Source organism: Micromonospora sp. WMMD729, assembly GCF_049315225.1.
In the GTDB taxonomy this organism is placed as follows: Bacteria; Actinomycetota; Actinomycetes; order Mycobacteriales; family Micromonosporaceae; genus Micromonospora.
In genome coordinates this window covers 1577468-1604321 of the sequence record NZ_CP186059.1, presented here as the reverse complement: position 1 = coordinate 1604321, position 26854 = coordinate 1577468, and the positions used below count along the sequence as shown (strand labels likewise).

Annotated in this window: 22 protein-coding genes and 2 tRNA genes; 11 read left to right on the top strand and 13 right to left on the bottom strand. The window is 72.9% G+C overall.

The window, feature by feature from the left end:
- Nucleotides 1–20: 20 nt before the first annotated feature.
- The 4 genes from ACN263_RS07375 to ACN263_RS07360 all read left to right on the top strand — a co-directional run bounded on the left by ACN263_RS07375 (nt 21) and on the right by ACN263_RS07360 (nt 4684).
- Nucleotides 21–977, top strand: coding sequence for a carbohydrate ABC transporter permease (locus ACN263_RS07375; RefSeq protein ID WP_422739060.1), 957 nt, complete (start codon nt 21–23; stop codon nt 975–977).
- Nucleotides 974–1855, top strand: coding sequence for a carbohydrate ABC transporter permease (locus ACN263_RS07370; RefSeq protein ID WP_422739059.1), 882 nt, complete (start codon nt 974–976; stop codon nt 1853–1855). Before ACN263_RS07375 ends, ACN263_RS07370 begins: the two co-directional genes overlap by 4 nt.
- Nucleotides 1852–3987: an alpha-galactosidase gene (locus ACN263_RS07365; protein ID WP_422739058.1), complete on the top strand. Its 2136-nt coding sequence runs from the start codon at nt 1852–1854 to the stop codon at nt 3985–3987. The genes ACN263_RS07370 and ACN263_RS07365 overlap by 4 nt, the downstream gene beginning before the upstream one ends.
- 373 nt (nt 3988–4360) lie before the next feature.
- Nucleotides 4361–4684: a DMT family transporter gene (locus ACN263_RS07360; RefSeq protein ID WP_422739057.1), complete on the top strand. Its 324-nt coding sequence runs from the start codon at nt 4361–4363 to the stop codon at nt 4682–4684.
- A gap of 79 nt (nt 4685–4763) precedes the next feature.
- Here ACN263_RS07360 and ACN263_RS07355 read toward each other — a convergent pair whose 3' ends face one another.
- Nucleotides 4764–6158 (bottom strand): cellulase family glycosylhydrolase, encoded by a 1395-nt coding sequence (locus tag ACN263_RS07355; protein WP_422739056.1) that lies wholly within the window; start codon nt 6156–6158, stop codon nt 4764–4766.
- Nucleotides 6159–6533: 375 nt separating this feature from the next.
- On the opposite strand from ACN263_RS07355, the gene ACN263_RS07350 reads away from it, so the two are divergent.
- Nucleotides 6534–7496, top strand: a complete 963-nt coding sequence (locus tag ACN263_RS07350; RefSeq protein ID WP_422739055.1) for a TIGR03557 family F420-dependent LLM class oxidoreductase — start codon at nt 6534–6536, stop codon at nt 7494–7496.
- 165 nt (nt 7497–7661) lie between these two features.
- Here ACN263_RS07350 and ACN263_RS07345 read toward each other — a convergent pair whose 3' ends face one another.
- The 7 genes from ACN263_RS07345 to ACN263_RS07315 all read right to left on the bottom strand — a co-directional run bounded on the left by ACN263_RS07345 (nt 7662) and on the right by ACN263_RS07315 (nt 14173).
- The gene (locus ACN263_RS07345; RefSeq protein WP_422739054.1) at nt 7662–8849 is read right to left on the bottom strand and encodes a hypothetical protein; all 1188 of its coding nucleotides are present in this window, start codon (nt 8847–8849) and stop codon (nt 7662–7664) included.
- A 48-nt stretch (nt 8850–8897) separates the two neighbouring features.
- Nucleotides 8898–9698 (bottom strand): endonuclease/exonuclease/phosphatase family protein, encoded by an 801-nt coding sequence (locus ACN263_RS07340; RefSeq protein WP_422739053.1) that lies wholly within the window; start codon nt 9696–9698, stop codon nt 8898–8900.
- 8 nt (nt 9699–9706) lie between these two features.
- Nucleotides 9707–11197, bottom strand: a complete 1491-nt coding sequence (locus tag ACN263_RS07335) for a phosphatase PAP2 family protein (protein ID WP_422739052.1) — start codon at nt 11195–11197, stop codon at nt 9707–9709.
- A gap of 69 nt (nt 11198–11266) precedes the next feature.
- On the bottom strand, nt 11267–12268 hold the full coding sequence (locus ACN263_RS07330) for a YihY/virulence factor BrkB family protein (protein ID WP_422739051.1): 1002 nt from the start codon (nt 12266–12268) through the stop codon (nt 11267–11269).
- Complete coding sequence (locus ACN263_RS07325; protein ID WP_422739050.1) at nt 12261–13265, bottom strand: diacylglycerol/lipid kinase family protein; 1005 nt, start codon at nt 13263–13265, stop codon at nt 12261–12263. Before ACN263_RS07325 ends, ACN263_RS07330 begins: the two co-directional genes overlap by 8 nt.
- A gap of 93 nt (nt 13266–13358) precedes the next feature.
- Nucleotides 13359–13937 carry a Clp protease N-terminal domain-containing protein gene (locus ACN263_RS07320; RefSeq protein ID WP_422740625.1) on the bottom strand — a complete coding sequence of 193 codons (579 nt, stop codon included), beginning with the start codon at nt 13935–13937 and terminating at the stop codon, nt 13359–13361.
- Nucleotides 13937–14173 (bottom strand): helix-turn-helix domain-containing protein, encoded by a 237-nt coding sequence (locus ACN263_RS07315; RefSeq protein ID WP_422739049.1) that lies wholly within the window; start codon nt 14171–14173, stop codon nt 13937–13939. Before ACN263_RS07315 ends, ACN263_RS07320 begins: the two co-directional genes overlap by 1 nt.
- 169 nt (nt 14174–14342) lie before the next feature.
- Here ACN263_RS07315 and ACN263_RS07310 point away from each other — a divergent pair, with 169 nt between their 5' ends.
- The 3 genes from ACN263_RS07310 to ACN263_RS07300 all read left to right on the top strand — a co-directional run bounded on the left by ACN263_RS07310 (nt 14343) and on the right by ACN263_RS07300 (nt 18522).
- Entirely contained in the window at nt 14343–15203 is an 861-nt protein-coding gene (locus ACN263_RS07310) for a universal stress protein (protein WP_422739048.1), read from the top strand.
- A 65-nt stretch (nt 15204–15268) separates the two neighbouring features.
- Complete coding sequence (locus ACN263_RS07305) at nt 15269–17662, top strand: phosphoketolase family protein (RefSeq protein WP_422739047.1); 2394 nt, start codon at nt 15269–15271, stop codon at nt 17660–17662.
- A gap of 14 nt (nt 17663–17676) precedes the next feature.
- Nucleotides 17677–18522 carry a universal stress protein gene (locus ACN263_RS07300; RefSeq protein WP_422739046.1) on the top strand — a complete coding sequence of 282 codons (846 nt, stop codon included), beginning with the start codon at nt 17677–17679 and terminating at the stop codon, nt 18520–18522.
- Nucleotides 18523–18535: 13 nt separating this feature from the next.
- Here ACN263_RS07300 and ACN263_RS07295 read toward each other — a convergent pair whose 3' ends face one another.
- Nucleotides 18536–20869 carry a heavy metal translocating P-type ATPase gene (locus tag ACN263_RS07295; RefSeq protein ID WP_422739045.1) on the bottom strand — a complete coding sequence of 778 codons (2334 nt, stop codon included), beginning with the start codon at nt 20867–20869 and terminating at the stop codon, nt 18536–18538.
- Nucleotides 20870–21104: 235 nt separating this feature from the next.
- Here ACN263_RS07295 and ACN263_RS07290 point away from each other — a divergent pair, with 235 nt between their 5' ends.
- Nucleotides 21105–22100 (top strand): Acg family FMN-binding oxidoreductase, encoded by a 996-nt coding sequence (locus tag ACN263_RS07290; protein ID WP_422739044.1) that lies wholly within the window; start codon nt 21105–21107, stop codon nt 22098–22100.
- A gap of 97 nt (nt 22101–22197) precedes the next feature.
- The gene (locus tag ACN263_RS07285) at nt 22198–23874 is read left to right on the top strand and encodes a GAF domain-containing protein (RefSeq protein ID WP_422740624.1); all 1677 of its coding nucleotides are present in this window, start codon (nt 22198–22200) and stop codon (nt 23872–23874) included.
- 116 nt (nt 23875–23990) lie between these two features.
- On the opposite strand, the gene ACN263_RS07280 is transcribed toward ACN263_RS07285, so the two are convergent.
- Nucleotides 23991–24629: a response regulator gene (locus ACN263_RS07280; RefSeq protein ID WP_422739043.1), complete on the bottom strand. Its 639-nt coding sequence runs from the start codon at nt 24627–24629 to the stop codon at nt 23991–23993.
- 245 nt (nt 24630–24874) lie between these two features.
- Here ACN263_RS07280 and ACN263_RS07275 point away from each other — a divergent pair, with 245 nt between their 5' ends.
- On the top strand, nt 24875–25849 hold the full coding sequence (locus tag ACN263_RS07275) for an Acg family FMN-binding oxidoreductase (protein ID WP_422739042.1): 975 nt from the start codon (nt 24875–24877) through the stop codon (nt 25847–25849).
- A gap of 16 nt (nt 25850–25865) precedes the next feature.
- On the opposite strand, the gene ACN263_RS07270 is transcribed toward ACN263_RS07275, so the two are convergent.
- The 3 genes from ACN263_RS07270 to ACN263_RS07260 form a co-directional block, all read right to left on the bottom strand.
- Nucleotides 25866–26516, bottom strand: a complete 651-nt coding sequence (locus ACN263_RS07270) for a TOPRIM nucleotidyl transferase/hydrolase domain-containing protein (RefSeq protein ID WP_422739041.1) — start codon at nt 26514–26516, stop codon at nt 25866–25868.
- A gap of 121 nt (nt 26517–26637) precedes the next feature.
- Nucleotides 26638–26712, bottom strand: a tRNA-Val gene (locus ACN263_RS07265).
- A 47-nt stretch (nt 26713–26759) separates the two neighbouring features.
- A tRNA-Gly gene (locus ACN263_RS07260) sits at nt 26760–26832 on the bottom strand.
- Nucleotides 26833–26854 lie beyond the last annotated feature (22 nt).

The window sequence follows — 26854 nt, the reverse complement described above, 5'->3', positions numbered from 1 at the left end:
GGCGGAAGGGGGAGGACATCGTGTCCGACCTGCCCCTGATCCAAGCGGATCGCGCCGTGCCGCCGTCGGCGACGACCACCTCCACGGGTGGCCGTCGCCGGCGGCTACGGCTCCTGTCCCCCACCGACCGCGTGGTCATCACGCTGATGGTGCTCGTCCCGCTGCTGATCGTCACCGCGTTCGTCTGGCTGCCCGCGCTGGCGACCGTGGTGCTCTCCGGCACCGACTGGGACGGCATCGGTCCCCTCAACGAGATCGACTTCGTGGGCGCGCGCAACTACAGCGACGTGGTGAACATCTACCCGCCGTTCGTGCCGGCGATCCAGCACAACCTGCTCTGGCTGGCCGTGCTGTTCGTGGTCGCCACACCGTTCGGCATGTTCCTGGCCGTCCTGCTCGACAAGGAACTGCGCGGCAGCCGCTTCTACCAGACGGCGCTGTACCTGCCGGTGGTGCTCTCGTTGGCGCTGATCGGCTTCGTCTGGCAACTGCTCTACTCCCGCGACCAGGGCCTGATCAATGCCGTCTTCGGCACCAGCGTCGACTGGTACGGCGACTCGAACGTCAACATCTGGGCGGTCATGGTCGCCTCCGGTTGGCGCCACCTCGGCTACATCATGCTGCTCTACCTGGCCGGCCTGAAGGGCGTCGACCCGTCGCTGCGCGAGGCCGCGGCGGTCGACGGCGCGTCGGAGAGCCGCACGTTCTTCCGGGTGGTGTTCCCGGTGCTGCGGCCGATCAACATCATCGTGCTGGTGGTGACCGTGATCGAGTCGCTGCGCGCGTTCGACCTCGTCTGGGTCGTCAACAAGGGACGCAACGGCCTCGAGCTGATCTCCGCGCTGGTCACCCAGAACGTGGTGGGCGAGGCGAGCCGGATCGGCTTCGGCTCGGCACTGGCGACGATCATGCTGATCGTCTCGCTGGTCTTCATCACCATCTACCTGGCGACCGTGATGAGGGAGAACCGGGAATGAGCGTCGACAGCCCGATCCGCCGGCGCAGGTTGACCCCGCTGCGGGCGCTGCTGCACGGCTTCCTCATCGTCGTCTCGCTGGCCTGGCTCTTTCCGATCGGCTGGGCGGTGCTGACGTCCTTCCGCTCGTACGAGTACACCGCCACCAACGGCTACGTCTCGTTCGGCGGCTGGACCATCGACAACTACGTCACCGCCTGGCGTACGGCCGAGTTCGGCAAGCACTTCCTCAACTCCGTCTACATCACGGTGCCGGCGGTGCTGCTGACGCTCTTCCTCGCCTCCTGCGTGGCGTTCGTCATCGCCCGGTTCAGCTGGAAGATCAACCTCGTGCTGCTCGGGATCTTCACCGCCGCCAACCTGCTACCGCAGCAGGCGCTGCTCATCCCGCTGTTCCGGCTGTTCACCGAGGTGCCGCTGCCGGAGTTCATGAGCGATTCGGAGCTGCTCTACGACAGCTACTGGGGCCTGATCCTGATCAACGTGGCCTTCCAGTGCGGGTTCTGCGTCTTCGTGCTCAGCAACTACATGAAGGCGCTCCCGCACGACCTGTACGAGGCGGCGATGGTCGACGGTGCCAGCGTCTGGCGGCAGTACTGGCAGATCACCATGCCGCTGTGCCGCCCGGCCCTGGCCGCGCTGGCCACCCTGGAGGTGACCTGGATCTACAACGAGTTCTTCTGGGCCACCGTCCTGATGCGGACCGGCGACAAGTTCCCGGTGACCAGTTCGCTCAACAACCTGCGCGGCGAGTTCTTCACCGACAACAACCTGGTCTCGGCGGGCAGCGTGCTCGTCGCGATCCCCACCCTGGTGATCTTCTTTATGCTCCAGCGGCACTTCGTCCGGGGCCTGACCTTGGGAGCCTCCAAAGGATGACGATCCTGCACCTGCGCCGCGCACGGACCCACCTGGTGCTCGACGCGCGCGGCCCGGGGCTGCCCCGGGTGGCGCACTGGGGTGGCGACATCGGCGACCTGGACGACGACGGCCTGCGTCACCTGGTGGACGCCACCGTGCCACCGGTGGTGCCGAGCAGCTTCGACGAGCCGCCCGTGCTGTCGCTGCTGCCCGAGGCGAGCGCCGGTTGGAGCGGCCGACCGGGGCTCGCCGGACACCGCGACGGTCGGGACTGGTCCACCGCGTTCCGGCTCGACGGCCTCGACGTCGACGACCGCACCGACGGCCCGGCGCTCGTCACCGTACGGGCCTCGGACCAGGCCGCCGGGCTGTCTCTGACCATCGAGGTCACCCTCGACCCGTACGGCCTGGTGACCATCCGCCACCGGCTGCGCAACGACGGTGCCGGCGGGTACGAGGTACGGGAGCTGACCCCGGTGCTGCCGGTGCCGGCGGTCGCCACCGAACTGCTCGACCTGACCGGCCGCTGGTGCCGCGAACGCTCGCCGCAGCGGCACCCGTGGCAGCACGGCGCGTGGGTCCGCGAGGGGCGGCACGGCCGCACCGGGCACGACGCGACGCTGCTGCTGGTGGCCGGCACCGCCGGGTTCGGCTTCGGCCACGGTGAGGTCTGGGCGGTGCACACCGCGTGGAGCGGCGACCACGTCACCGTCGCCGAACGCCGGCCCACCGGCGAGTCCACCCTCGGCGGCGGCGAACTGCTGGCCCCCGGCGAGGTCCGGCTCGCGGCCGGCGAGACGTACGAGAGTCCGTTGCTGTACGCCGTCTGGTCCGACGAAGGATTGGACGGGCTCAGCGACGTACTCCATTCGCATGTGCGGGCGCGGCCCGGACATCCGCGCTCGCCGCGCCCGGTGACCCTCAACGTCTGGGAGGCGGTCTACTTCGACCACGACCTGGACCGGCTGCGGGCCCTCGCCGACCGCGCCGCACAGCTCGGCGTGGAGCGGTTCGTGCTCGACGACGGCTGGTTCCGGGGCCGCCGTGACGACACGGCCGGGCTGGGCGACTGGTACGTCGACGAGAGGGTGTACCCGCAGGGCCTGCACCCGCTCATCGACCACGTGACCGGCCAGGGCCTTCAGTTCGGCCTGTGGGTGGAGCCGGAGATGGTCAACCCCGACTCGGACCTGTTCCGCGCGCACGCCGACTGGCTGCTGGCCGTGCCGGGGCGGCTTCCACCCGCCTGGCGCCGCCAACAGGTGCTCGACCTGGGCCGCCCCGAGGCGTACGACCATGTGCTGGAACGCCTCGACGCGCTGCTCACCGAGCATCCCGGCATCAGCTACCTGAAGTGGGACCACAACCGGGACCTCACCGAGGCGGGGCACCACGGCCGGCCCGGGGTGCACGGGCAGACCCTCGCGGTCTACCGCCTCCTCGACGAGCTGCGCCGACGCCACCCCGGCGTGGAGATCGAGAGCTGCTCGTCCGGTGGCGCCCGGGTCGACCTGGCCATCCTGGCCCGCACCGACCGGGTCTGGGCAAGCGACTGCAACGACGCCCTGGAACGGCTCGGCATCCAGCGTTGGACCGGACTGCTGCTGCCACCGGAGCTCGTCGGCACGCACATCGGTCCGCAGCGCTCGCACACCACCCACCGCGTACACGACCTGGGTTTCCGGGCGGCCACCGCGCTCTTCGGTCACCACGGCATCGAGTGGGACGTCACCTCGATCAGCGCCGGCGAGCAGGCCGAGCTGACCGCCTGGGTGGCGCTGCACAAGCGGCTGCGCCCGCTGCTGCACGCCGGGCGGGTGGTCCGGGTCGACCACCCGGACCCGGCCGTCTGGGCGCACGGCGTGGTCGCGCAGGACCGCACCCGAGCGGTGTACGCCATTGCCCGGCTGGCCACCTCGGTGGCGCAGACGCCCGGCGCGGTACGGCTGCCCGGTCTCGACCCGGCGCGGCGTTACCGGGTACGGCCGGTAGCGGACGTGCCGCCACCGGCGACGATCGACCTGTCCGCGCCGACCTGGCTGGCGTCCGGTGTGACGCTCAGCGGCGCGGCGCTGGCCCGGGTGGGCGTGCAGCTACCGGCGCTGCACCCGGAGCAGAGCCTGATCCTGGAGGTCGACGAGGTCGGCTAGCCGGTCCGCCCAGCCCCGTCCACGACGCACGGGAGAGATCCGTCGACCGGCCGGGGCTGGCCCGGCCCAAGCCCGTCCGGCCCCGGCCGGCCGGGACCGGGTGAGCCGTCCGGCCCCGGCCGGCTGACCCGGGACCGGGTGCGATGCGTGCTGCCTTTGGAGCTGATGCCGTAAACGAATCGGCCGGCCGGCTCGGGCATCGGCCGCCGGCTCGGGCATCGGCTCGGGTGGCTGGACCGGGCCGCAGGTCAATCCGATTCGTTCGTGGCATCAGCTCCAAAGGACCCGCATGACGGATGCTGGGCTCAGCCGTGACGGCCTGACCGGACGGCCGACCAGGACCGTGGGCTGAAGACTGAGGGGCCGAGGGCGTATGGCGTACGTGCTGTTGGGGATCGCGATCCTCGCCGAGGTGGTAGCGACCAGCCTGATCAAGAGCACTGCCGGGTTCAGCCGGCTCCTGCCGACACTGGGCTGCCTGGTCGGCTACGCGCTGGCCTTCCTGCTGCTGGCGCAGGCCGTCAAGGAGATACCGGTCGGTGTCGCGTACGCCCTGTGGTCGGGTCTGGGCACCGCGGCCATCGTGGCGATCGGCGCGGTGTTCCTGGGCGAGTCGGTCGGGCCGGTCAAGCTCACCGGCATCGCACTGATCATCGCGGGCGTGGTCATCGTGAACCTGACCGGCGAGCAGCACTGACCGCGCGCGGGCTCCCGGAGGACGCGATGGCCGGACCCGCTGCGGGCCCGGCCACCTGGCGTTGGTCGCCGTACGTCACTCAGCCGGCGATGCAGCTCACCTGTGGTGTCGGGTTGGTGCCGCTCCAACCGCCGAGGAAGCCGAAGGTGGCGCTGGCCCCGGCGGCCAGCCGGCCGTTGTAGTCCGCGTTCCGCGCGGTCACCGTGGAGCCGCTGCTGGTGACCGTCGCGTTCCAGGACTGCATGACGCTCTGGCCGTTGGCGAGGGTCCACCGGGTGGTCCACCCGGTGATCGCCGACACGCCGGCTGTCACGCGTACCTCAGCCTGGAAGCCGCCCTGCCACTGGTTGGTGACGGTGTAGCTGGCCGTGCAGCCACCGGCGGGCGGCGGCGTGGTCGGCGGCGCCGTCGTGGGAGGTGGGGTGGTCGTCGGCGGCGGGGTGGTGGGAGGTGGCGTGGTGGGCGGCGGGGTCGTCGGCGGCGGGGTGCCGCCGAAGACGGTGGCCTCACGGGCGGTCTGCCGGATGCCGTTGACGCCGTTGAAGACCCGCTGCCCCCAGGTGGTCAGGCTGGCCGGGTTGAAGGCGGTGGCCATGTCGAGATACTCGACGCCACCCCCGTTGCCGCTCCACGACCAGCCGAGCCAGCCGATCCCGTTGGCCTGGCTGTACGCGAGGATGGAGTCCTCGTCCGGGTCGCCGTCGGAGTGGTTGAAGCCGAACTCACCGACCACGATGGGCAGGCCCGCCGAACGGAACCGGCCCAGGTAGTCGCTGATCTCGGCGGCGGTGTCGAAGACGCCGTACATGTGGATGGAGAAGAGCGTGTTGCGGGCCGGGTCGGCGGAGAAGACCGACGCGGCGTTGTCGCGCATGAGGAACCCCCAGTCCTGGCCCCAGTTCGGCGCGTCCACCATGATGGTGTGGGTCAGGCCGCCGGCCCGCAGCCGCTTGATCGCGTTGGCGCTGTCGGTGGCCCACGAGCCGTAGTTGTAGTTGCCGTACGGCTCGTTGCCGATGTTGACGATGACGTACCGCTCCTGGCCGACCAGCACGTCCTTCAGGCTGAGCCAGTAGTCCACGGCACGGTCCAGGGTGATCGCACCGCTCTGCTCGCCGTAGCCGGTGGTGTCGTGCACCTCCAGCACACAGATCAGCCGGTTGGCCTTGCACAGCGAGATGACGTTGGCGACGTCGGCGTTGGTGTTCCGGGTCCAGCGGTCACCGCTGGAGAGCACCACCCGCACGGTGTTCGCGCCGAGCGCCTTGACGTTCGCGAACGAGCTGGTCTGCTGCGGATACCAGGTGTGCGCGTGGTTGACGCCACGCATGACGAATTCGGCGCCGTTGGCGTCGTACAGCTTGCCGCCCGCGACGGAGAAGCCGGCCGCGGCGTGCGCCGGTTGACCGAACGCCAGCACGGCGAGCAGCAGCGCCAGCAGGGCGGCGCCGGCGGCGGAGAGTCGACTCTTCATGGCCTTCCTCAGGGAGGACCCCCGATGCCCGACAGGGGTGGGGTGCGACAGGGGAAGGCGGCTGCAGCCCGACAGCCGCCGCCCGGCTCCCGGCGGCGCGCATCAGCCTAGGGCGATGGATCAGACCTCGCAACCGGTTCAGTAGCACGCTCTCGGGGGCGGGCAGCCGTGACGGCCCGCGCGGACGCGGGCCGTCACGGGGCGGTCATCCCCACCACAGGATGTACGCCACACCGAGGGTCTTAACCGGTTAAGAAAACCGTAGGCGGGTCCGCAGCATCCGTCAAGCGTCGTGCGACCGAACCGGACGGGAGGGTTGACCATGGCTGACCTGGGTATCCCGGGACGAACCGTCGGCGAGAAGGAGATACCGGGATGGTGAGCGTTGGATACACCCTGATGTGCGAGCAGGCCGGTCCGAAGCAACTGGTGGACCACGCGGTGCGGGCCGAGGCGGCCGGCTTCGACCAACTGGTGATGTCCGACCACTACTACCCGTGGCTGGACTCCCAGGGACACTCCCCGTACGCCTGGTCGGTGCTCGGCGCGGTCGCGCACGCCACCTCCCGCGCGGAGCTGATGTCGTTCGTGACCTGCCCGATCCGCCGCTACCACCCGGCCGTGGTGGCCCAGAAGGCCAGCACCATCGGCGCGCTGTCGGACGGGCGGTTCACCCTCGGCCTGGGCGCCGGGGAGAACCTGAACGAACATGTGGTCGGCGGCTGGCCGCACGTACAGCAACGCCACGAGATGTTCGAGGAGGCGTTGCAGATCATCCGTCCGCTGCTCAACGGCGAGACGTTGACCTTCTCCGGGAACCACTTCGACGTACCCGACGCGTACGTCTGGGACCGACCCGAGCGGCCGGTGCCGATGGCGATCGCCGCCTCCGGCCGGCAGTCGGCCACCCTCGCCGCCGAGTACGGCAACGGCCTGGTCTCCACCGAGCCCGACCGGCACATCATCGAGATGTACGACGACGCGGGCGGCGCCGGCCAGCCCCGCTACGGGCAGGTGGCGATCTGCTACGGCCCCGACGAGGCCGAGTGCCGCAAGATCGTGCACGACCAGTTCCGCTGGTTCGGCATGGGCTGGAAGGTCAACGCCGACCTGCCGGGGCCGGAGTCCTTCGCGGCCGCCACCCAGTTCGTCCGGGAGGAGGACGTCGCCGAGGGCATCTCCTGCGGTCCGGACGTGGAGGCCCACGTCGAGGCGTTCCGCAAGTTCGTCGACGCCGGGTTCACCCACGTCGCGATCATCCAGGTCGGCGGGGAGACCCAGCCGATGTTCCTGGACTGGGCGCAGGAGCAGCTACTGCCCCGGCTCCGCGAGCTGTGAGCCACCACCCACCGTCAGGGGACCGTCGTGCGTTTCGGTAACACGGAGATCCGCCCGCTCGGTGGTGGCCTCGGCTGCCTCCTGATGATCCTCTTCTCGATCCTGGCCTCGGTGGTGCTGACCGTACTGCTCAACCTGGTGCTGTGACGGGTCTGCGCCGCACGGTCAGCGGCGCAGGCCCAGTGCGCTGAGCACCTCGCGGGACGCCACCCGGGCGGGGTCGAGCACCGCGCGTCGGGTCCACCGGGCCGCCGGCGGGACGGTGGCCCGCCACACCGCGCGCAGGCCGCGCGCCACCGGCACGACCGTCACCGACCAGACCCAGCGGACGCCCGACAGCAGCGGACGTACGGTGTGCCGCCACAGCCAGCGCAGCCCCAGCCCGATCGGGCGCAGCAGCAGTCGGTAGCCCCACCGCAGCAGCCAGCCGGCGATCCGCCACGCTCCGACCAGCGCGGCGACGACCAGCCGGCCGAACCCGACGACGAGCCACCAGATGCCGCGCGCCAGGCCGACCACGACCCACCGGACTCCCTGCGCCAGCGCGACGAGCGCGGCGGCCACCGCCCCGGCGAGCAGGGCGACGCCGCGCCACAGCAGCCGTCCGGCGGGGGCGAGCGTCGCGCCCAGCCAGCGCAGCGGCCGCACGACGAGGTGCTCGGCGAGCCAGGCCAGCACGCGACCGAGAGCCACCAGCGGCGGGCGCAGCCCGTGGCGGGCCAGCCACACCAGCGGCAGCCACACGAGCGTGCGGGCCACCCACGCCAGGCCACGCCCCAGCCACACCAACGGCACCCACACGAGCGTGCGAGCCACCCAGGCCAGGCCGCATCCCAGCCACACCAACGGCAGCCACACGAGTGTGCGAGCCGCCCAGGCCAGGCCACGCCCCAGCCACACCAACGGCACCCACACGAGAGTCCGCGCGGCCCACGCCAGGCCACGCCCCAGCCACACCAGCGGCACCCACACGAGGTTGCGGGCCACCCAGCGCAGCGGACGCCAGACCAGATGGTCGGCGCACCAGAGCAGCGGACGCCACAGCAGCCGGTCCAGGGCCCAGACCAGCGGCGCCACCAGCCAGTCGCGCAGGAACCGTCCGACCGGGGTGAGCAGGTACCGGCGCAGCAGCCGGCCGGCAGCCGCGATCAGCTCCCAGAGCAGGCGTACCGGCAGCACGAAGACCAGCGCGACACCGCGCGCGACGGCCGCGACGAGCGGAAGCGCGTCGGTGGCCGGCTCGACCGTGTGGACGGTCGACGGCGCTCGGCCCGCGAGCGTCACCGTCGGCGCGGCCGGATGAGCGGTCGGCGGACCGGGCAGCGGCGGGCGGAGGGTGGGGCGGTCGGTCACGGTGGGCACGGTAGCCCGGCGACGCCATCCGGCGCGGCCCCGTGCGGGTCACAGATCGATGGTGGCCAGCAGTGGATAGTGGTCGGAGGCGGTGTCCGTCGTCGCGTCACGGATCACCCGGCAGTCGCGCACCCGCTCGGCCACCGCGTGGCTGCCCAGCAGGTAGTCCAGCCGCATCCCGGCGAACTCCGCGCCCCCGAATCGGGTGGGGACGGTCAGGCCGGCGGCCTCCGGGGCCCCCACGTTGGCGGACGGCCACAGGTCGACCAGACCGGCGTCGAGCAGTCGGGCGATCGCTCGGGTGTCCACCGCGCCTCCGCGCCGGCGCAGGTGCCGCCGCCGGTAGAGGGCGGGCAGACCGGCGAGGCGGGCGGTGTGGTCGACCGTCGGGTCGAGCGAGTTGAGGTCACCGGCGAGCAGGGTCAGCGGCCCGGGGGCGCGGCGCAGGGCAGCGACCAGCCAGTCGACCTCCATCCGTCGACGGCCCCCCGAGTACGGCCAGAGGTGGGTGCCGAGCACGGTGAGCGGCCCGGCCGGGGTGGACACCACGACGCGGGCGGCGGCGTGGTGGAACGGCCGACGCAGCGGCCCCGCGGCGAGCACCCGGTACGGCGGTCGGACCAGCACCGCGACCGGCTGCCCGAAGCAGGACCGGGCCAGGTGGGCCGTCATTCCGACCCGGTCCGCCACGGCGGCCGTCAGCCTGGCCTGGTCGAAGCCGCGCAGCTCCTGCAACGCCAACACGTCCGGCGACTGTCGGTCGACGACCTGGACCACCCGATCGAGCCGGTCGATGCTGTCACCGTCCCGACCGCCGGTGCGGATGTTCCAGGTCATCACCCGCAGCATCGTGGTGCTCAGTCGGCCCGGCCGGCGCGCGCCAGCTCGTCGTCGAGGGTGTCCACGTCCTCCGACTCGATGGCCGGCTGGTTGCCCTCCGCCAGGTCGGCGTTGGGGCGGATCACGAGGTAGAGCAGGCCGATCCAGAGCGCGGAGAGCAGGATCGCGCCCATGAAGTCGGTCGGGTGGTGCATCCCCCGGTACATCCGGGAGGTCGCCACCCCGGCCGGCATGATCACGGCCAACGCCACGAAGATCCACCGCCACCAGCGATCGGTACGCGGGAACACGATCAGCGTGATCGCCAGCCAGACGCAGATCGTGGCCGCGATGTGCCCGGACGGGAACGAGGAGGTGGGCATCTGCCCGTCCAGGTTCTCCACCGGCGGTCGCGGCCGGTCGACCACGCGCGCGGAGGCGAGGAAGAGGGTCAGCTCGCCGACCATCGCCAGCACCACGAACAGCACGGGCCGCCACCGCCGCCACACGGCGAGCACCAGCGGGCAGAACACCAGCGAGATGAGCAGGATCGCGTGGGTGTCCCCGAACTTGCTCCACCACCAGCTCACGTCGGTGAGCAGGTCGGTGTGCCGGTCGGCGAACCAGCGCGGGACCTCGGTGTCCAGGGTGGCGAAGAAGGTGCCCTTGGCGTGGTAGCTGACGTACGTGCCGAAGCCGTACAACGCGCCGAACACGAGCACCCAGCCGACCAGCAGCTCGGCCACCGCCGAGCGGGGATGCGCCAGCACCCGCTCCTCGGCCGGGGCGATGGCGATGTCGTGCCCCGCCTCCGGCTCCAGTCCCTCGGTCAGCGGCGGTACCGGCTTGCCGCGCTCGCGCCGCCACAGCCGGAAGGCGTACGCGGTGACGCCCAGCCAGGCGGCCCCGAGCAGCCAGGCGCCCAGCACGTCGGAGACGAAGTGCACGCCCAGTGCGATCCGGGTCAGCCCGATCAGCGCCACCAGCACGCCGACGCCGACGATCGCGGGCTTGCGCCAGCGGGGCGCCATCGCCGGCAGGAACACCAGCAGCAGCGCCCCGTACGCGACGATCGAGCCGAGCGCGTGCCCACTCGGGAAACTGTTGCCGGGAGCGCTGGCGACCGGGACGTCCACCACCGGGCGGAGTCGACCGACGAGGTTCTTGAGCGACGGGTCGAGGATCAGCCCGCCGACCCCCGTGACGATCAGGTAGACGGCCAGCCGGGGCTGCCGCCGGATCAGCAGGCCGATCGCCGGGATCGCGACCAGCCAGATGAGGATCGGTCGGCCACCCAGGTCGGTCACCGCCTGGAGCACGGTGACCAGCGGGTGGTGTGGCGCGACGAGCGAGTTGAACCACTCGGCGAGGGAGTGGTCGGCGTCCTGCAACGGGCTCCACCTGAAGCGGACGAGCAACAGCAGCAGCCCGAACGCCGCGCCCGCGCCGATGACGGCGACCAGACCGGCGATGCTCCGTTCGGCGAAATGACCGATCGGACGCCGAGCCACCTCTTTGACCGCGGTCACCCCGCACCTCCCTTGTCGTACCTGGCGAGGCGAGGTACCCGATCCGCGTCCGGCGTACACCCGGCGCGCTCAGAGCGCGGTCATGTCCCCGGTGTCGAACAACTCGGCGCGGTCGGCCTCTGGTTCCCACAGGTCGGGCTGCGCGGGCTCCTGCACACCGATCCGCAGCGCCTCCAACTGGGCGGCGAAGGCCAGCCCGCCGAAGAGCGCCATGCCGGTCAGGTTGGCCCAGAGCAGCAGCGCCATCATGCCGGTGAGCGCGCCGTAGGTCTGCCCGAAGCCGTCGCTGAACTTGACGTACGCGGCGAGCAGCAGGCTGGCCAGCCACCACAGGGCCGTGGCGATGCCGGCGCCGAAGAACAGCCAGGACAGGCCCGGCTGGTTGCGGCGCGGCGCGTGCCGGAACAGCACCGCCACGGCGACCACGGTCAGGCCGAGGCTCAACGGGAACCGGATCACGTTCCAGATGATGTTGGCGGTCTCGCCCCACTCGTAGTGCTCGCGTACCGAGTCGCCCATCGCCCCGCCGCCGACGAGGATCAGGAAGCCGGCCAGCGCGGGCAGGCCGGCGGTGACGGCCAGCACGGCCGCCCGCAGGTACTTCCAGAGCGCCGGGCGGTCCCGTTCGACGCCGTAGATGCGGTTGGCCCCCCGCTCGATCTGGGCCATCGTGGTGGTCAGCGCGACCAGGCCGGTGAGCAGACCGAGGGTGAGCGCCAACTCCCCCGCGTCCTCGATGCGTTCGCCCTCGCCGAGCAGTTCACCGACGACCTCGGCGCTCTGACCGGGGGTGAGCGCCAGCACGGTGTCGGCGACCACCCGGCCGCCCTCCTCCACGCCCAGCTCGCTGATCAGACCGGTGAGCGCGATGAGGAACGGCACCACGGCCAGGCAGAGTTGCAGCGCGAAGGCGCGCGAGTGGCTGAACCCGTCGCCGTAGCGGAACCGGATGAACGCGTCGCGCAGCAGGTGCCAGCCGCCCTTGCGGCGCAGTGTGTGCCAGGCGTCGTCGGCCGACAGCTCCTCGTCGGCCATCAGCCGGGTCTCCGGCACGATCCGGGTGCTACTCACGGCGCGCTTCCTCGATCAGCTGCTCGCCCCGCTCCCCGGCGGCCTGCGCGTCGACGGACAGGTCGGGGGCGTCCTCGGGCTGCGGGACGCAGAGCCACAGCGCCTGCGGTCGGATCTCGGCGTGCAGCCGCCGACCGGGGGCGATGAGGTCGCCGTCGAGCTCCCGTGGCTGCGGGCGGTTGCTGCTGACCACCACCTTGCGGCCCCGGAAGACCTCCAGCTGCGGCACCTGACCGCTGCGGCGGACCACGGCCCAGCCGAGCGCCAGCCAGTGCCGCAGGTTGCGCGGGGTGAGGACGGCGACGTCGAGCCAGCCGTCGTCCGGCTCGGCCTCGGTCAGCAGGGTCACGCCGCCCTGGAGCCGGCCGACGTTGGCGATCAGCACAGAGCGGGCCCGGCGGCGCACCGGCGGGCGGTCGTCGATGCGGATCTGCACCCGCATCGGCCGGTCCCGCAGGTGCTTCACGGCACCCATCACGTACGCCGGCCAGCCGATACGGGCCTTGGTGGTCTCGTTGGTGGCGTCGAGCATCTGGGCGTCGAAACCCATGCCGGCCATCACGGTGAAGTACTGGTCCTCCACCGCGCCGACGTCGAGCAGCCGCCGACCGCGTTCGACGGCGACCTGGAGCCCCGCCGCGAGGTCGGTGGAGAGGCCGAGGTTCGCGGCGAGCAGGTTGCCGGTGCCCTGCGGCAGCACGGCGAGCGCCACGTCGGTGCCGACCAGCCCGCTGACGCAGGACATCACGGTGCCGTCGCCGCCGCAGGCGAACACCAGGTCGACCCCGGCCTTGACGGCCTGCTCGGTCTGGCCCCGGCCCGGGTCGTCGACGGTCGTCTCGAACCACTGCGGCTCGGGCCAGCCGGCGGCGGCCAGCGCGTCGTTCACGGTGCGGCGCAGCTCGTCGAGGTCGGCGACCTTCGCCGGATTGACCACCACGGCGGAGCGCAGCCCGCCGTCGCCACCTGAGGGGCGCCTGTCCTGTCCAGCATCCACGGCGCCAGTGTGCAGCACCGGGCCGCCGTCAGCGACCCGGCGAACCGCCGGCGTCGGAAGTGCCACAGACAGGTTTCAACGCGCGAAGGACCGTCATGCCGCCGTACGCAGCGCCGCCTCCACCCGACGACGAAGATCGTCGAGGTCGACCCCGGCCTCGGTGAGCACCAGCGCGCCCAGTCCCTGGCCCTCACGCAGCACCCCGAGCAGGATGTGTTCGGTGCCGATGTGCTTGTGTCGCAGCCGCAGCGCCTCGCGCAGCGACAGCTCCAGGGCCTTCTTCGACCGGGGCGAGAACGGGCCGCCCAGGTAGCGGCGACGCCCCCAGCGGCGACGAGGCGCCGGCACCGCCTCGCGCAGCGCGTCCGGGCCGAAGGACTGCTCGATGCGGGCCACGATCGCGGCCAGGTCGATGCCGATCTCGCGCAGCGCCGCCGCGTCCGCGTCGCCGAGCCCGGCGCCCCCGCTGGTGGTGTGCCGCCGGACCCGCTCGCGCAGATCGTCGGCGCGCACCCCGGCCTCGGCCAGTACGCGCCCGGCCAGGCCGTCCTCGTCGGCGAGCAGGGCGAGCAGCAGGTGCTCGGTGCCGATCGGCCGTCGGCCCTCGGCGCGCGCCTCCTCCAGGGCCCGCCGGACCACGTCCCGTGCCCGGTCGGTGAACCGTTCGAACATCACGCCTCCCAGGATGTGTTGACCGCCGGTCGCCCGGCGTGCTTCTTGTGCACCGCCTGCCGGCTGACCTCGAGCGCGTCGGCGATCTCCTGCCAGGACCAGCCCTGTCGGCGGGCGTTGTCCACCTGGACGACCTCGAGTCGCTCGAGCAGCCGGCGCAGCGCGCGGACGGCGCGGAGCCCGACCCGGGGGTCGGTGCTGCCGGCTTCCGCCGCGAGTTCCGTCGCCTGACTCATGCTGTCAACATACGTTGACAGCATGCCCGTCGTCAACTTTCGTTGACACGGCGCGCTCGGGATCGCGTACCCCATGGTCCGATCCCACCCGCACACCGCAACCGCCCGACTACCCTCGGTGCAGGGACACGCGGTCGTGCCGGGCGCGACGCCCGGGAGGTGGTATCGGATGGCGGCATCGGCCGACGCGGCGGTGCTGGTCGGCCTCGGTTCGGACGGTGACCTCCCGGTGGTGGAGCAGGCCGCCCAGGAGGCCGCCGGACATGACCGGCCGCTGCACCTGGTGCACACCTTCGACTGGCACGCCGCCTTCGCGGCGGACACCGTGGCCGCGCCCCGCGACCAGGCCGAGGCTCTGATCACCCGGGCCGCCCAGCTCGCCCACCAGGTCGAACCCGGCCTGACCGTACGCGGCGAGATCGTCGAGAGCGCCATGCTGCCCACCCTCATCCGCCGGTCCGAGACCGCCTTCCTGCTGGCGGTCGGCGACAGCGGGATGGCCGGCAGCGGTCAGTGCGTCCCGGCCGACACGCCCGCCGTGCAGTTGGCGGCGCGGGCCAACTGTCCGCTGCTGACGGTCCGCCGCGAACCACCGCCGCAGGGCCCGGTCCTGGTCGGGGTGGACGGCTCACCCAGCTCGCACCTCGCGCTGCGGTGGGCCGTCGAGTGCGCCGCCCGCCGCGACGCGCGCCTGGTGGCCCTGCGGGTGGTGGAGAGCGACGAGGACACCGACGCGGTCACCGAGCAGCTCGGCGAGGCGCTGGCCCGGCACGCCGACCGGCACACCGGGGTACCCACCGAGTGCCGGGTCGTGCGCGGCGACCCCGCGCAGGTGCTCGTGGACACGTCCCGGTCGGCCCAGGTGGCGCTGGTCGCGGCCCGCGGCGACGAACCCGGACGGGCCATGCTCGGCGCGGTCGCGCAGTCCCTGCTCTACCACTCCCCCGCCCCGGTGGTCGTCGTCCGCGGCCTCGCCGAGATGCCGCTCGCCGGGTCCGACGCCCACCCGAGGAGGGACCAACGACCCTGACCGAGCGCGTCCGCAGCGGCGAGGCTGGACGCCGGACCCACCCCCTACCCGCGAGAGGCAGCATCATGGACACCGCTGAAGACGTACAGCGCGCACTCACCGACGACGAGCTGCGCCGGCTGGACGCCTACTGGCGCGCCGCGAACTACCTCACCGTCGGGCAGATCTACCTGCTGGGCAACCCCCTGCTGCGCGAGCCGCTGACCCCCGAGGACATCAAGCCGCGGCTGCTCGGGCACTGGGGCACCAGCCCCGGACTCAACCTGATCTACGCCCACCTCAACCGGGTGATCGTCGCCCGCGACCTGAACGCCATGCTGGTCACCGGCCCCGGGCACGGCGGCCCGGCCATCGTGGCCAACACCTGGCTCGAGGGCACCTGGTCCGAGCGCTACCACGACCTCGCCCGCGACGAGGCCGGGATGGCCCGGTTGTTCCGGCAGTTCTCCTTCCCCGGCGGCATCCCCAGCCACGTCGCGGCGGACGTGCCGGGTTCGATCCACGAGGGCGGCGAGCTGGGGTACGCCCTGAGCCACGCCTACGGCGCCGCCTTCGACCACCCGGATCTCGTGGTCGCCTGCGTGGTGGGCGACGGAGAGGCCGAGACCGGCCCGCTGGCCGGCAGTTGGCTCTCCAATGTCTTCCTCAACCCCGCGCGGGACGGCGCGGTGCTGCCCATCCTGCACCTCAACGGCTACAAGATCGCCAATCCCACCGTGCTGTCCCGGATCCCCGAGACGGACCTGCTGGACCTGATGCGGGGCTCGGGTTACGAACCGTACGTGGTGGCCGGCGACGACCCGAACGTGGTGCACCGCACCCTGGCGGCCACCATGGACCGGGCGCTGGACGAGATCGCCGCGATCCAGCGCCGGGCCCGCTCCGGCGGCGTCGTCGAGCGTCCCCGCTGGCCGATGATCGTCCTGCGGACGCCGAAGGGCTGGACCGGACCGCGCGAGGTCGACGGCACGGAGGTGGAGGGCACCTACCGCGCACACCAGGTGCCGCTGGCCGGCGTGCGCGACAACCCGGCGCACCTGGCCGAGCTGGAGCGCTGGCTGCGCAGCTACCGACCCGAGGAGCTGTTCGACGCCACCGGCGCACCCGTGGACGAGCTACGGACGCTGCCGCCGACCGGCGACCGGCGGATGAGCGCCAACCCGGTCACCAACGGCGGAGTGGTCCTGCGCGACCTGGTCCTGCCCGACTTCCGCGACTACGGCGTGGACGTCCCCGAGCCGGGTCAGCCGATGGCCGGGGCGACCGGGGTGCTCGGGCCGTGGATCCGCGACGTGATCGCCGCCAACCCGCAGGCGTTCCGGCTGTTCGGCCCGGACGAGGTCGCGTCGAACCGGTTGGGTGCCGCGTTCGAGGTGACCGACCGGGCCTGGATGGCCGCCACCGTCCCCGGCGACGACCACCTCTCGCCGGACGGCCGGGTGATGGAGGTGCTCTCCGAGCACCTGTGCCAGGGCTGGTTGGAGGGCTACCTGCTGACCGGCCGGCACGGCGTGTTCACCAGCTACGAGGCGTTCATCCACATCGTCGACTCGATGCTCAACCAGCACGCCAAGTGGCTGAAGGTGACCCGGGCCATCCCGTGGCGGCAGCCGCTCGCCTCGCTGAACTACCTGCTGTCCAGCCACGTCTGGCGGCAGGACCACAACGGCTTCTCCCACCAGGACCCGGGCTTCATCGACCACGTGGTCAACAAGAAGGCCGAGGTGGTACGGGTCTATCTGCCGCCGGACGCGAACACGCTGCTCTCCACGATGGACCACTGCCTGCGCAGCCGGCACTACATCAACGTGGTGGTGGCCGGGAAGCAGCCGGCGCCGAACTGGCTCACCATGGACGAGGCGATCCAGCACACCCGACGCGGCCTCGGCATCTGGGAGTGGGCCAGCACCGACGGCGACAGCGAGCCGGACGTCGTCCTCGCCTGCTGCGGCGACGTGCCCACCCTGGAGACGCTGGCCGCCGCCGACCTGCTGCGGCGGCACCTGCCGGAGCTGAAGGTGCGGTTGGTCAACGTCGTCGACCTGATGCGCCTGCAACCCGACACCGAACACCCGCACGGGCTGCCGGACAAGGAGTTTGACACCATCTTCACCCCGGACCGACCGGTCATCTTCGCGTACCACGGCTACCCGTGGCTGATCCACCGGCTCACCTACCGCCGCACCAACCACGAGAACCTGCACGTACGCGGCTACAAGGAGGAGGGCACCACCACCACCCCGTTCGACATGGTGATGCTCAACGACCTGGACCGGTTTCACCTGGTCATCGACGTGATCGACCGGGTGCCGGGGCTGGGCGCGCGCGCCGCGCACCTGCGCCAGCAGATGGTCGACGCCCGGCAGGCGGCCCGTGACTACACCCGCCGGTACGGCGAGGACGACCCGCAGGTCGCCGAGTGGCGGTGGGTCCGCGAGACCGACCCGACCAACCCCTGAAGAAGGAGGACGACGTGCGGGACGCGGAGATCCTGGTCGGCTACGACGGCTCGACCGACGCGTCGGTGGCCCTGACCTGGGCGCTGGACGAGGCCGAGCGCAGCGGTCAGCCGGTGCGGCTGGCGTACGTCTTCGAATGGTTGACCGTGGCCGGTTGGATCGGTCCCGGCGTCGCGCCCGGCGTCTGGCCGGACGACGCCGCCCGGCAGCAGGTGGACGACCTCGTCCGCAAGGCCGCCGCGGACGCCGCCGCCGCGCATCCCGGCCTGACGGTCAGCGGCGAGGTGTACGACGGACCGCCCGCCCTGGTGTTGCAGGAACGCTCCACCGAGGCGGGGATGCTGGTGCTCGGCAGCCGGGGGCACGGCGGGTTCGCCGGGCTGCTGGCCGGGTCGACCGCGGTGTCGGTCGCCGCGCACGCGCACTGTCCCGTCATCGTGGTCCGCGACGGCACCGCCCACGGCCCGGCCGACCCGGTGACGGTCGGTGTGGACACCTCGCAGCCGTCGCTGGTGGCGCTCGGCTTCGCGGCCGAACGGGCGGCCCAGCGCCGGGTACCGCTGCGCGTGCTGCACGCCTGGACGCCGGGCCCCGGTGGGGCGGCCGGGACGCCCGACGAGCAGGCGGCCGTCGACGAGGCGGTCGAGCCGTGGCGGCGGACGTTCCCCGAGCTGGACCTCACGGTCGAGCTGGTCGGCGGAAACCCGGCGGCGACGCTGATCGAGGCGAGCCGGTCTGCCCAGTTGGTGGTGGTCGGCAGCCGAGGCCGGGGTGGGCTGGCCGGGATGCTGCTCGGCTCGGTCAGCCAGCAGGTCATCCAGCACGCCGGCTGCCCGGTCGCCGTGGTCCGGGAACGCTGACGCCGACCCGGCCTCACCGCCGCTCGGGAGCCGGGTCGAGGGTGAAGAACTCCTCCTCTTCCTGCGCCAGGTGCAGGCGCAGGACGGCGTCCAGCCCGTAGAGGGTGGCCAGCAGGTCGGGCACCTGGTCCGGGCGCAGCCGGCCGTCGACCTGGGCCAGCTGCGCGCCGAGCAGGTCGACCTGACGACGGATCTCCACGTGGGCGCGGCTCATCGTCGCCGTCGCCTCGCCGCTGCCCAGCGGGTCGGCCAGAGCGGGATAGAGCTGCCGCTCCTCGGCCGCCTCGTGCGGCAACACCCGCTCGGTCAGCCGGCGGTGCGCCTCGCGCACCGCCGGCAGGCACCTCGGCGACGCCGGATCGGTGGCGGCCAGGTCGGCGGCGTCGCGTACCCCGGCCAGCACGTCCCGGACCGCCGCGTGTTCCTCGGCCGCGCGGGCCAGCAGCTCCCGGGTGCGCGGCGGGACGTCGCGGTGGCGCAGTCCACCCCGCAGGGCCCGCAAGGCGTTGAGGATCACCAGGACGTCGATGCCCTCCTGGAGGAATGCGCCGGCGACCGGCGGCAGCCGGCCGACGGCAGCCGCGAGCATCGCCAGCACGGCCAGTCCCATCCCGACGGTGGCGCTCTGCACGGCGATACGACGGGCGTACCGGGCGATCTCCACGGCGTCGGCCAGGCGGTCCAGCCGGTCCACGGTGAGCACCGCGTCCGCCACGTCCGCCGAGGCGTTCGCGCCGGTCGCGCCCATCGCCACGCCGACCTGCGCCTGGGCCAGGGCGGGGGCGTCGTTCACGCCGTCACCGACCATCACGGTGACGGCCCGCTCGGCCTCCTGCCGGACCCGGTCCACCTTCTCCTGTGGCGTGCAGCGGGCCACCACGTCGTCCACGCCGACCGCCTCGGCGACCTGGGCGGCGGTGGCCGGCCGGTCACCGGTGACCATGACGATGCGCCGCAGTCCCGCGGCGCGCAGCCGGCGCACGGTCCGGCGGGCGTCGGGGCGTACCGGATCCTCCAGCAGGATCACGCCGAGCGGGCCGCCGTCGTCGCTCACCCACACGGCGGACCAACCGGCCAACTCGGTACGGGCCCGCGCCCGGTCCGCCCACTCGGGCAGCTCACCGCCGAGCTGCCCGACCCGGACCAACCGCCCGTCCACCCGACCGGTGACCCCCCGACCGGGCTCCTCGGTCACGTCGGCGGGCTCGGTCAACGCCAGCCCCCGCGCCCGGGCCTGCCGCACCAGCGCGGCGGCCAACACGTGCGGGGAGAGCTGCTCCACCGACGCCGCCAGCCGCAGCACCTCGTCCCGGTCGCCGCCGGGGGCGACGACCGTCTCGGCCGTACGCGGGCGGCCGGCGGTGAGCGTGCCGGTCTTGTCCACCAGCAGGGTACGGGCCCGGCCGAGCAGTTCCAGCGCGCCGCCGTCGCGCACCAGCACGCCACGTCGGGCCACCCGTGACAGCCCGGACACGATCGCGATCGGGGTGGCCAGCAGCAGCGGGCAGGGGGTGGCCACCACGAGCACCGCCACCGCGCGGACCACGTCGCCGGAGAACAGCCACGCCAACCCCGCCAGCACCAGCGTGAACGGGACGAAGGCGGTGGCGTACCGGTCCGCCAGCCGCACCATCGGGGCCTTGTGCGCGCTGGCCTCCTCGGCCAGCCGGACGATGCCGGCGTACGTGCTCTGCGCCGCGCTCCTGGTCGCCCGCATGCCGAACCCCGCGCCCGCGTTGACCACGCCGCTGGCCACCGCCTCCCCGGCGGCCCGCTGCACCAGCCGTGACTCCCCGGTCACCACCGACTCGTCCAGGGTGGCCGCCTCGTCGACGGTCCCGTCGACCGGCACCACGTCACCGGGCCCCACCAGCAGCTGATCCGCCACCGCCACCCGGTCCAGCGGCACCACCTCGATGGTGCCGTCGGCGCTCCGCCGGCGTGCCGTGCGCGGGGCGCGCTCCAGCAGGGCCCGCAGGTCCCGGGTCGCCCGACGCTGCGCGTACGCTTCCAACGACCGTCCGGTCGCCACCATCACCGCGATCACCGCCCCGGCCAGGTACTCGCCGACGACGAGCGCGCCGGCCAGGGCCAGGACGGCGATCACGTCCACGCCGAACTGCCGGCGCCACAACTGGCGCAGCATCGACCACAGGGCCGGTGCCAGTGCGGCGACCGTGACGGCCGCCCAGATCACCTGGGCCGCGCCGGGTCGGCCGGCGATCCACAGCACCGCGCCCACCAGCACCGCGACACCGAGCCCGATCAGCGGCGCCCACGCCCACCAGCGTCGGATGCGGCTGCGCGCCGGCTGCTCGTCGACGCACTCGGACGACTCCCCTGTCACTTGCGCATCGTCGCAGCCCAGCGGCGCGTGCCGCCCCCACACCGCGCGATTCGGGCGGCCGGCGGGCCGGTCGGCAAGCCGGGCCGAGGACCGGCCCGGCGGGCGGGACGGCCCGGTGCGGCCGGGACCTACGGCCCCTGTGGTACCCCGTCCGGTGCCCCAGGATGGAACGGCAACGCACCCGCAGGACATCCTCCGGTGAGGCACGATGGGCAGAGACGGAAAGGTCGTGACGATGAGTCAGGAAAGCCAGCTGACCACCGCGCTGGCGGAGGCCGCCACCACCGCCGGCCACGCCCCCTCGGTGCACAACACGCAGCCCTGGCGTTGGCGGGTCCTCCCCGACGCGCTGGAGCTGCACACGGCAACCGACCGGCAGCTCCTGGCCGGCGACCCGGAGGGACGACTGCTGGCGATCAGCTGCGGCGCGGCCCTGCACCACGCCCGGGTGGCGCTCGCCGCCGAGGGCTGGCGCACGGTCGTGCGACGCCTTCCCGACCCGGGCGACCCCGGCCTGCTGGCCCGCCTGTCCGACCTGACCCCGACCGAGCCCGACCCCGATGCCATGCGCCTGGTGCAGTGCATGTCGGTGCGGCACACCGACCGACGGCCGGTCAGCGACGAGCCGGTGCCCACCGACGCGATCGGGGAGATCACCCGGGCGGTCACCGCCGAGGGCAGCCGGCTACAGATCCTCGACCGCGACCAGGTGCTGGAGCTGGCCGCCGCGGCCGGGCACGCCGGCTCGGTCGAGGCCGAGGACCCGGAGCTGCGCGCCGAGCTGGCGTACTGGACCAGCCGCGCCGACACCGGCACCGGCCTACCCGCGAACGTGCTGCCCGCGGAACCCACCCAGACGACCGTTCCGAGCCGGGACTTCGGCCGCCCCGGCAGCCTGCCCGTCGGCCCCGGCCACGACCACGCGGCGGTGTACGCGCTGCTGCACGGCGACGAGGACGAGCGGGACAGCTGGCTACGCGCCGGTGAGGCCCTCTCCGCCGCCTGGCTGACCGCCACCCGACTCGGCGTGTCGGCGGTGCCGCTGAGCGCGGTGGTCGAGGTCGAGGGCACGCGGCAGACACTGCGTCAGGTGCTCGCCGGCATCGGCTTCCCGTACCTCGTGCTGCGCCTGGGGATCGCGGACCCGGCGCACGCGGGGCCGCCGCACACCCCGCGACTGGCCGGCGAGCAGGTGGTCGACACCTCCGCCGTCCGCGGCGGCCGGCCCTGACGGGTCGATCGTCGCCATTCGTCGGCGCTACGATCGCGCGGTGACCAGCAGCGTCCCGCAGCCCCGCCCGGAAACCCCGGTCACGCCGTCGCTCGGCCTGAGCCCGCTGTCCCGGGTCCGCCTCGACGAACTGCTCCAGGAGATGCTGGACCGGGTCGGCGAGGTGATGACCAGCCGGGAGCGGCTGCGCGCGCTGCTCGACGCGGTCGTCGGCATCGGCACCAACCTGGACCTGCGCACCACCCTGCGGCGCATCGTGCAGGCGGCCTGCGAGCTGGTCGGCGCCCAGTACGGCGCGCTCGGCGTGGTCGGCCCGGACCGGCTGCTGCACGACTTCATCGTGCACGGTGTCACGCCCGAGCAGCACGCGCTGATCGGCGACCTGCCGCACGGGCGGGGCGTGCTCGGCCTGCTCATCGACGATCCCCGGCCGCTGCGCATGCCGGACATCACCCAGCACCCGCGTTCCTACGGCTTCCCGGCCAACCACCCGCCCATGCACAGCTTCCTGGGCGTGCCGGTGCTCATCCGGGAGCAGGTGTTCGGCAACCTCTACCTGGCCGAGAAGCAGGGCGGGGCCCAGTTCACCGAGGACGACGAGGAGATCGTCGTCGCGCTGGCCGCCGCCGCCGGCGTAGCCATCGAGAACGCCCGCCTGTACGCCCTCGCCCACCGGCGGGAACGCTGGCTCGCGGCCACCGCCGAGATCACCACGGTGCTGCTCGGCGAGGTGCGGCGCACCGACGCGCTCGCGCTCGTGGCCCGCCGCGCCCGGGAGGTCGCCGAGGCGGAGTTGGCGCTGGTGCTGCTGCACGACGCCGACACCGCGCAGTTCACCGTGGAGGTCGTCGACGGCGTCGACGAGCGGGCCCGGGCGCTGGTCGGCGCGGTCCTGCCGACCGCCGACACCAGCTTCGGGGCGGCCGTGGCGCAGGGACGGCACGACCAGGTGGACGACCTGGCGCACGCCGCGCCGTGGCCGGCGCTGCTGCACACCGGGCCCGCGATCGTCTCACCGCTGGCCACCGCGGAGACGCTGCACGGCGTACTGATCGTGGCGCACCGGCCGGAGCGGGGCGGCGGCGCCAGCGACGAGGACGTGGCGCTGCTGGGCAGCTTCGCCGGCCAGGCGGCGCTGGCCATGGAGCGGGCGCGCGGTCAGGAGGAGCGCGAGCTGTTGGTGGTGCTGGAGGACCGGGAGCGGATCGCCCGGGACCTGCACGACGTGGTGATCCAGCGGCTCTTCGCCACCGGCCTGCAGTTGCAGAGCGCCGCGCCGATGATGGCCCGCCCCGAGGTCGCCAAGCGGATCAACGCCGCCGTTGACGACCTCGACGACACCATCCGCGACATCCGGCGCACCATCTTCGAGCTGCGGACACCGATGACCGCCGCGCTGCGCACCGAGATCCGTGAGGCGATCGAGCTGGCCGCCGAGTCCCTGGGCTTCAAGCCGCACCTGGAGCTGACCGGCCCGGTGGACAGCGCCGTCCCCGACACCATCCGACCGGAACTGACCGCCGTGCTGCGCGAGGCGCTGTCCAACACGGTCCGCCACGCGCAGGCCACCCGCGTCGACGTGGCCGTACGCGTCGAGGGCGATCAGGTGAGCGTGACGGTCACCGACAACGGGGTGGGCTGCGACCCGAGTGCGGCCCGAGGCGGCCTGATCAACCTACGCGAACGCGCCGACCGCCTAACCGGCGCCTTCACGATCAACCCGGTCGATCCCCAAGGCACCGAGCTGCACTGGTCAGTCCCCCTGCGCGACTGACCACACCACGCCGGCACCCTTGCGCGCGCCGATCTTGCAGTTTCGGTTGACGATATGAGGTGCAAGGTCGGTTTTGTCGGCACAGAAAGTGCAAGATCGCGGGGGAACCGGGGTGCTCAGGGGGTCTTGCCGAGCAGGCGGGTCGCCAGGACCGCCGCCTGGGTACGGCGCTCCAGGCCCAGCTTGGCCAGCACGCTGGAAACGTAGTTCTTCACGGTCTTCTCGGCCAGGAACATCTTCCCGGCGATCTCCCGGTTGGTGAGCCCTTCGGCCACGTACTCCAGGATCCGCCGCTCCTGCTCGGTGAGCGACTTCAACTCACGCGGCTGCTCGACGCCGTTACGGATGCGTTCCAGCACCCGGGTGGTGATCGCCGGGTCGAGCAGGGACTGTCCGGCCGCCACCCGGCGCACCGCGTCGACCAGGTCGGTGCCGCGGATCTGCTTCAGCACGTACCCGGCGGCACCCGCCATGATCGCGGCGAACAGCGCCTCGTCATCCTCGTACGAGGTGAGGATCAGACCCTTGATGGCGGAGTCGACGGCCCGGATGTCGCGGCACACGTCGATGCCGTTGCCGTCGGGCAGCCGGGCGTCGAGGATCGCCACGTCGGGCCGCAGCGCCGGAATACGACGCGACGCCTCCTGCGCGGAGCCGGACTCGCCGACCACCTCGATGTCACCGCTGCTCTGCAGCAGGTCGGCCAGGCCACGGCGGACGACCTCGTGGTCGTCGAGGAGGAAGACGCGGATCATCCCTCGTTTCTACATGCGGCGCCCGGCGGGTGCACGGGCCGAAGGTCCCGACCTCGGCCGGACTCCGGCTCGGCCCGTCCGGCGATGGACGGCGGGCAGCCCCCCGGCCTCGAAGCGGTCCCGGGCCGGGCGGTCGGCCCGGTGGGTCGGGACGTCCGGCCCTGCTGGGTGCCGCCCGGCCGGCGCAGGGTGGAAGTGCGCCAGCCGTCCCGGCTCGACGACCCACCCAGGCAAGGAGCACCGCCATGGACATCGGCTACACCGCGGACCACCTGCGGACCGCCGCCGCCACCGCGGTCCGGGCGCCGTCGCTGCACAACACGCAGCCGTGGCGGTTCCGGCTGCGGGACGGCGGCATCGAGGTGCTGGCCGACCCGTCGCGGCGGCTGCCGGCGACCGATCCCAGCGGCTGGGGCGTACGGGTCGCCTGCGGCGCGGCCCTGTTCAACCTGCGGATCGCGTTGGCCGTGGCCGGCGTCCCCGCCCGGGTACGGCTGCGTCCGGACCCGGCCGAGCCGGACCTGCTGGCCCGGCTGGTGCCGGACATCCCGCGCCGGCCCAGCCCCACCGAGCAGAGCCTGCACCTGGCGATCCCCCGTCGGTTCAGCAACCGGCTGCCGTTCTGGCCGGACCCGGTGCCGTCCGACGCGCGCTGGCGGCTCGGCGACGCGGCCCGCGCCGAGGGGTGCTGGCTGGAACTGCTGATCGGGGTGAGCGCGGTGAACGCGTTCGGCGAGATCGCCCGCAGCGCGCACCGGGTGCTGGAACGCGACCCGGCGTACCGCGCCGAGCGGGAGCAGTGGCTGCGTCACGAGCCCGCGCCGGACGGCGTACCCGCCTCGGCCGGCGGCCCGCAGCACGAGCCGCAGGACGTCCTGCCGGGGCGTGGCTTCGGCGGGCGCGACCGCGCGCCGGGACGGGACTTCGAGCCCGAGCCGCTGGTCGGAGTGCTCGGCTCGGTCGGCAACACCGCCATCGACCAGGTGGTCGCCGGTCAGGCCCTGCAACGCGTGCTGCTCACCGCCACCGACGTCGGGTTGGCGGTGTCGCTGCTGTCCCAGCCGATCGAGGTGCCGACCGCGCGGGAGCAGCTACGGGTGTCGCTGGGGCGGTTCGGCACGCCGCAGATCGTGCTGCGCATCGGATACGGCCAGCCGGGCCGACCCACCCCGCGCCGGGAGGTCGACGAGGTGCTGGACCTGCCGGTCGTGCCGGCCTGAGACCCGCGGCGGCGGATCAGCAGGCGAGCAGTCGGTCCAGCGGACGGGGCACGCGGTCCGGGCCGAGCGCCCGCACCAACGTCTCGGCGTAGCGGGCCTTGCGCCCACTCATCGTGCCCAGGAATCGGCGCAGTTGCCGTTCGACCGACCGTTCACGTTGGGCCGGCTGGTTCTGGAAGACCCGCCACCGGGTCAGGTCCCCCTGTTCCGCGATGACCCGCTGCACGCCGTCGCTGCCCAGCGCACGGATCAGCTCGTCCTCCAGGTCGGTCACGCACACACCGAACCCGAGCGCCTCCAGCGCCGGCCGGTCCAGGGCGGCACCGAAACCCGCCTGCTCCAGGCCACGGCGGAAGAAGCCCTCCTCGGCCTCGTCGCACAGCCCCCGTACCGGCACGTCGAGGCCCTGCGCCCCGAACAGACGGAGGTACCGGCCGACGCTCATCGCACCGCCGAGCGGCACCACGCAGACCCCCTCACCGGCGAGATCGCGGTGCCGTCGGTCCGCGAGGGCCTCCACCGCGCGCTGGTCGCTGACCCCTTCGACGAGGACGACGGTACGCAGGCCGGCCGCCGCCTCCCGGGCCGTGTCGGCGGCCGTCGCGGCATCCGGACCGCCGGCCGCCCACAGGTGTACGGCGGCGCGAAAGCGGTCCGGCTCGAGCACGGGACCGAGTCTCGCAACGGTTGGTCCACCCCGCCACCGGATTCCCGGCGTCGGGCCCGCTCGGGCGCTCCGACGCGAAACGGCTCGTCACCGGTGGAGCGGTGACGAGCCGTCAACGAACTGGTGGGCGATACTGGGTTTGAACCAGTGACCTCTTCCGTGTCAAGGAAGCGCGCTCCCACTGCGCCAATCGCCCGTGGTGGCCGCTCGACCCGGCAACCAGGCCCGTCGAGACGGATCGCGAGCGGACGACGGGATTCGAACCCGCGACCCTCACCTTGGCAAGGTGATGCGCTACCAGCTGCGCTACGTCCGCACGTCCCCGGCTACCGCCGGCG

What these genes read in the sequence shown, in the direction of transcription:
- ACN263_RS07370 (WP_422739059.1), top strand. Translation starts at nt 974, where the DNA reads ATGAGCGTCGACAGCCCGATCCGCCGGCGCAGGTTGACCCCGCTGCGG.
- ACN263_RS07365 (WP_422739058.1), top strand. Translation starts at nt 1,852, where the DNA reads ATGACGATCCTGCACCTGCGCCGCGCACGGACCCACCTGGTGCTCGAC.
- ACN263_RS07360 (WP_422739057.1), top strand. Translation starts at nt 4,361, where the DNA reads ATGGCGTACGTGCTGTTGGGGATCGCGATCCTCGCCGAGGTGGTAGCG.
- ACN263_RS07355 (WP_422739056.1), bottom strand. Translation starts at nt 6,158, where the DNA reads ATGAAGAGTCGACTCTCCGCCGCCGGCGCCGCCCTGCTGGCGCTGCTG.
- ACN263_RS07350 (WP_422739055.1), top strand. Translation starts at nt 6,534, where the DNA reads ATGGTGAGCGTTGGATACACCCTGATGTGCGAGCAGGCCGGTCCGAAG.
- ACN263_RS07340 (WP_422739053.1), bottom strand. Translation starts at nt 9,698, where the DNA reads ATGCTGCGGGTGATGACCTGGAACATCCGCACCGGCGGTCGGGACGGT.
- ACN263_RS07320 (WP_422740625.1), bottom strand. Translation starts at nt 13,937, where the DNA reads ATGTTCGAACGGTTCACCGACCGGGCACGGGACGTGGTCCGGCGGGCC.
- ACN263_RS07315 (WP_422739049.1), bottom strand. Translation starts at nt 14,173, where the DNA reads ATGAGTCAGGCGACGGAACTCGCGGCGGAAGCCGGCAGCACCGACCCC.
- ACN263_RS07310 (WP_422739048.1), top strand. Translation starts at nt 14,343, where the DNA reads ATGGCGGCATCGGCCGACGCGGCGGTGCTGGTCGGCCTCGGTTCGGAC.
- ACN263_RS07305 (WP_422739047.1), top strand. Translation starts at nt 15,269, where the DNA reads ATGGACACCGCTGAAGACGTACAGCGCGCACTCACCGACGACGAGCTG.
- ACN263_RS07290 (WP_422739044.1), top strand. Translation starts at nt 21,105, where the DNA reads ATGAGTCAGGAAAGCCAGCTGACCACCGCGCTGGCGGAGGCCGCCACC.
- ACN263_RS07280 (WP_422739043.1), bottom strand. Translation starts at nt 24,629, where the DNA reads ATGATCCGCGTCTTCCTCCTCGACGACCACGAGGTCGTCCGCCGTGGC.
- ACN263_RS07275 (WP_422739042.1), top strand. Translation starts at nt 24,875, where the DNA reads ATGGACATCGGCTACACCGCGGACCACCTGCGGACCGCCGCCGCCACC.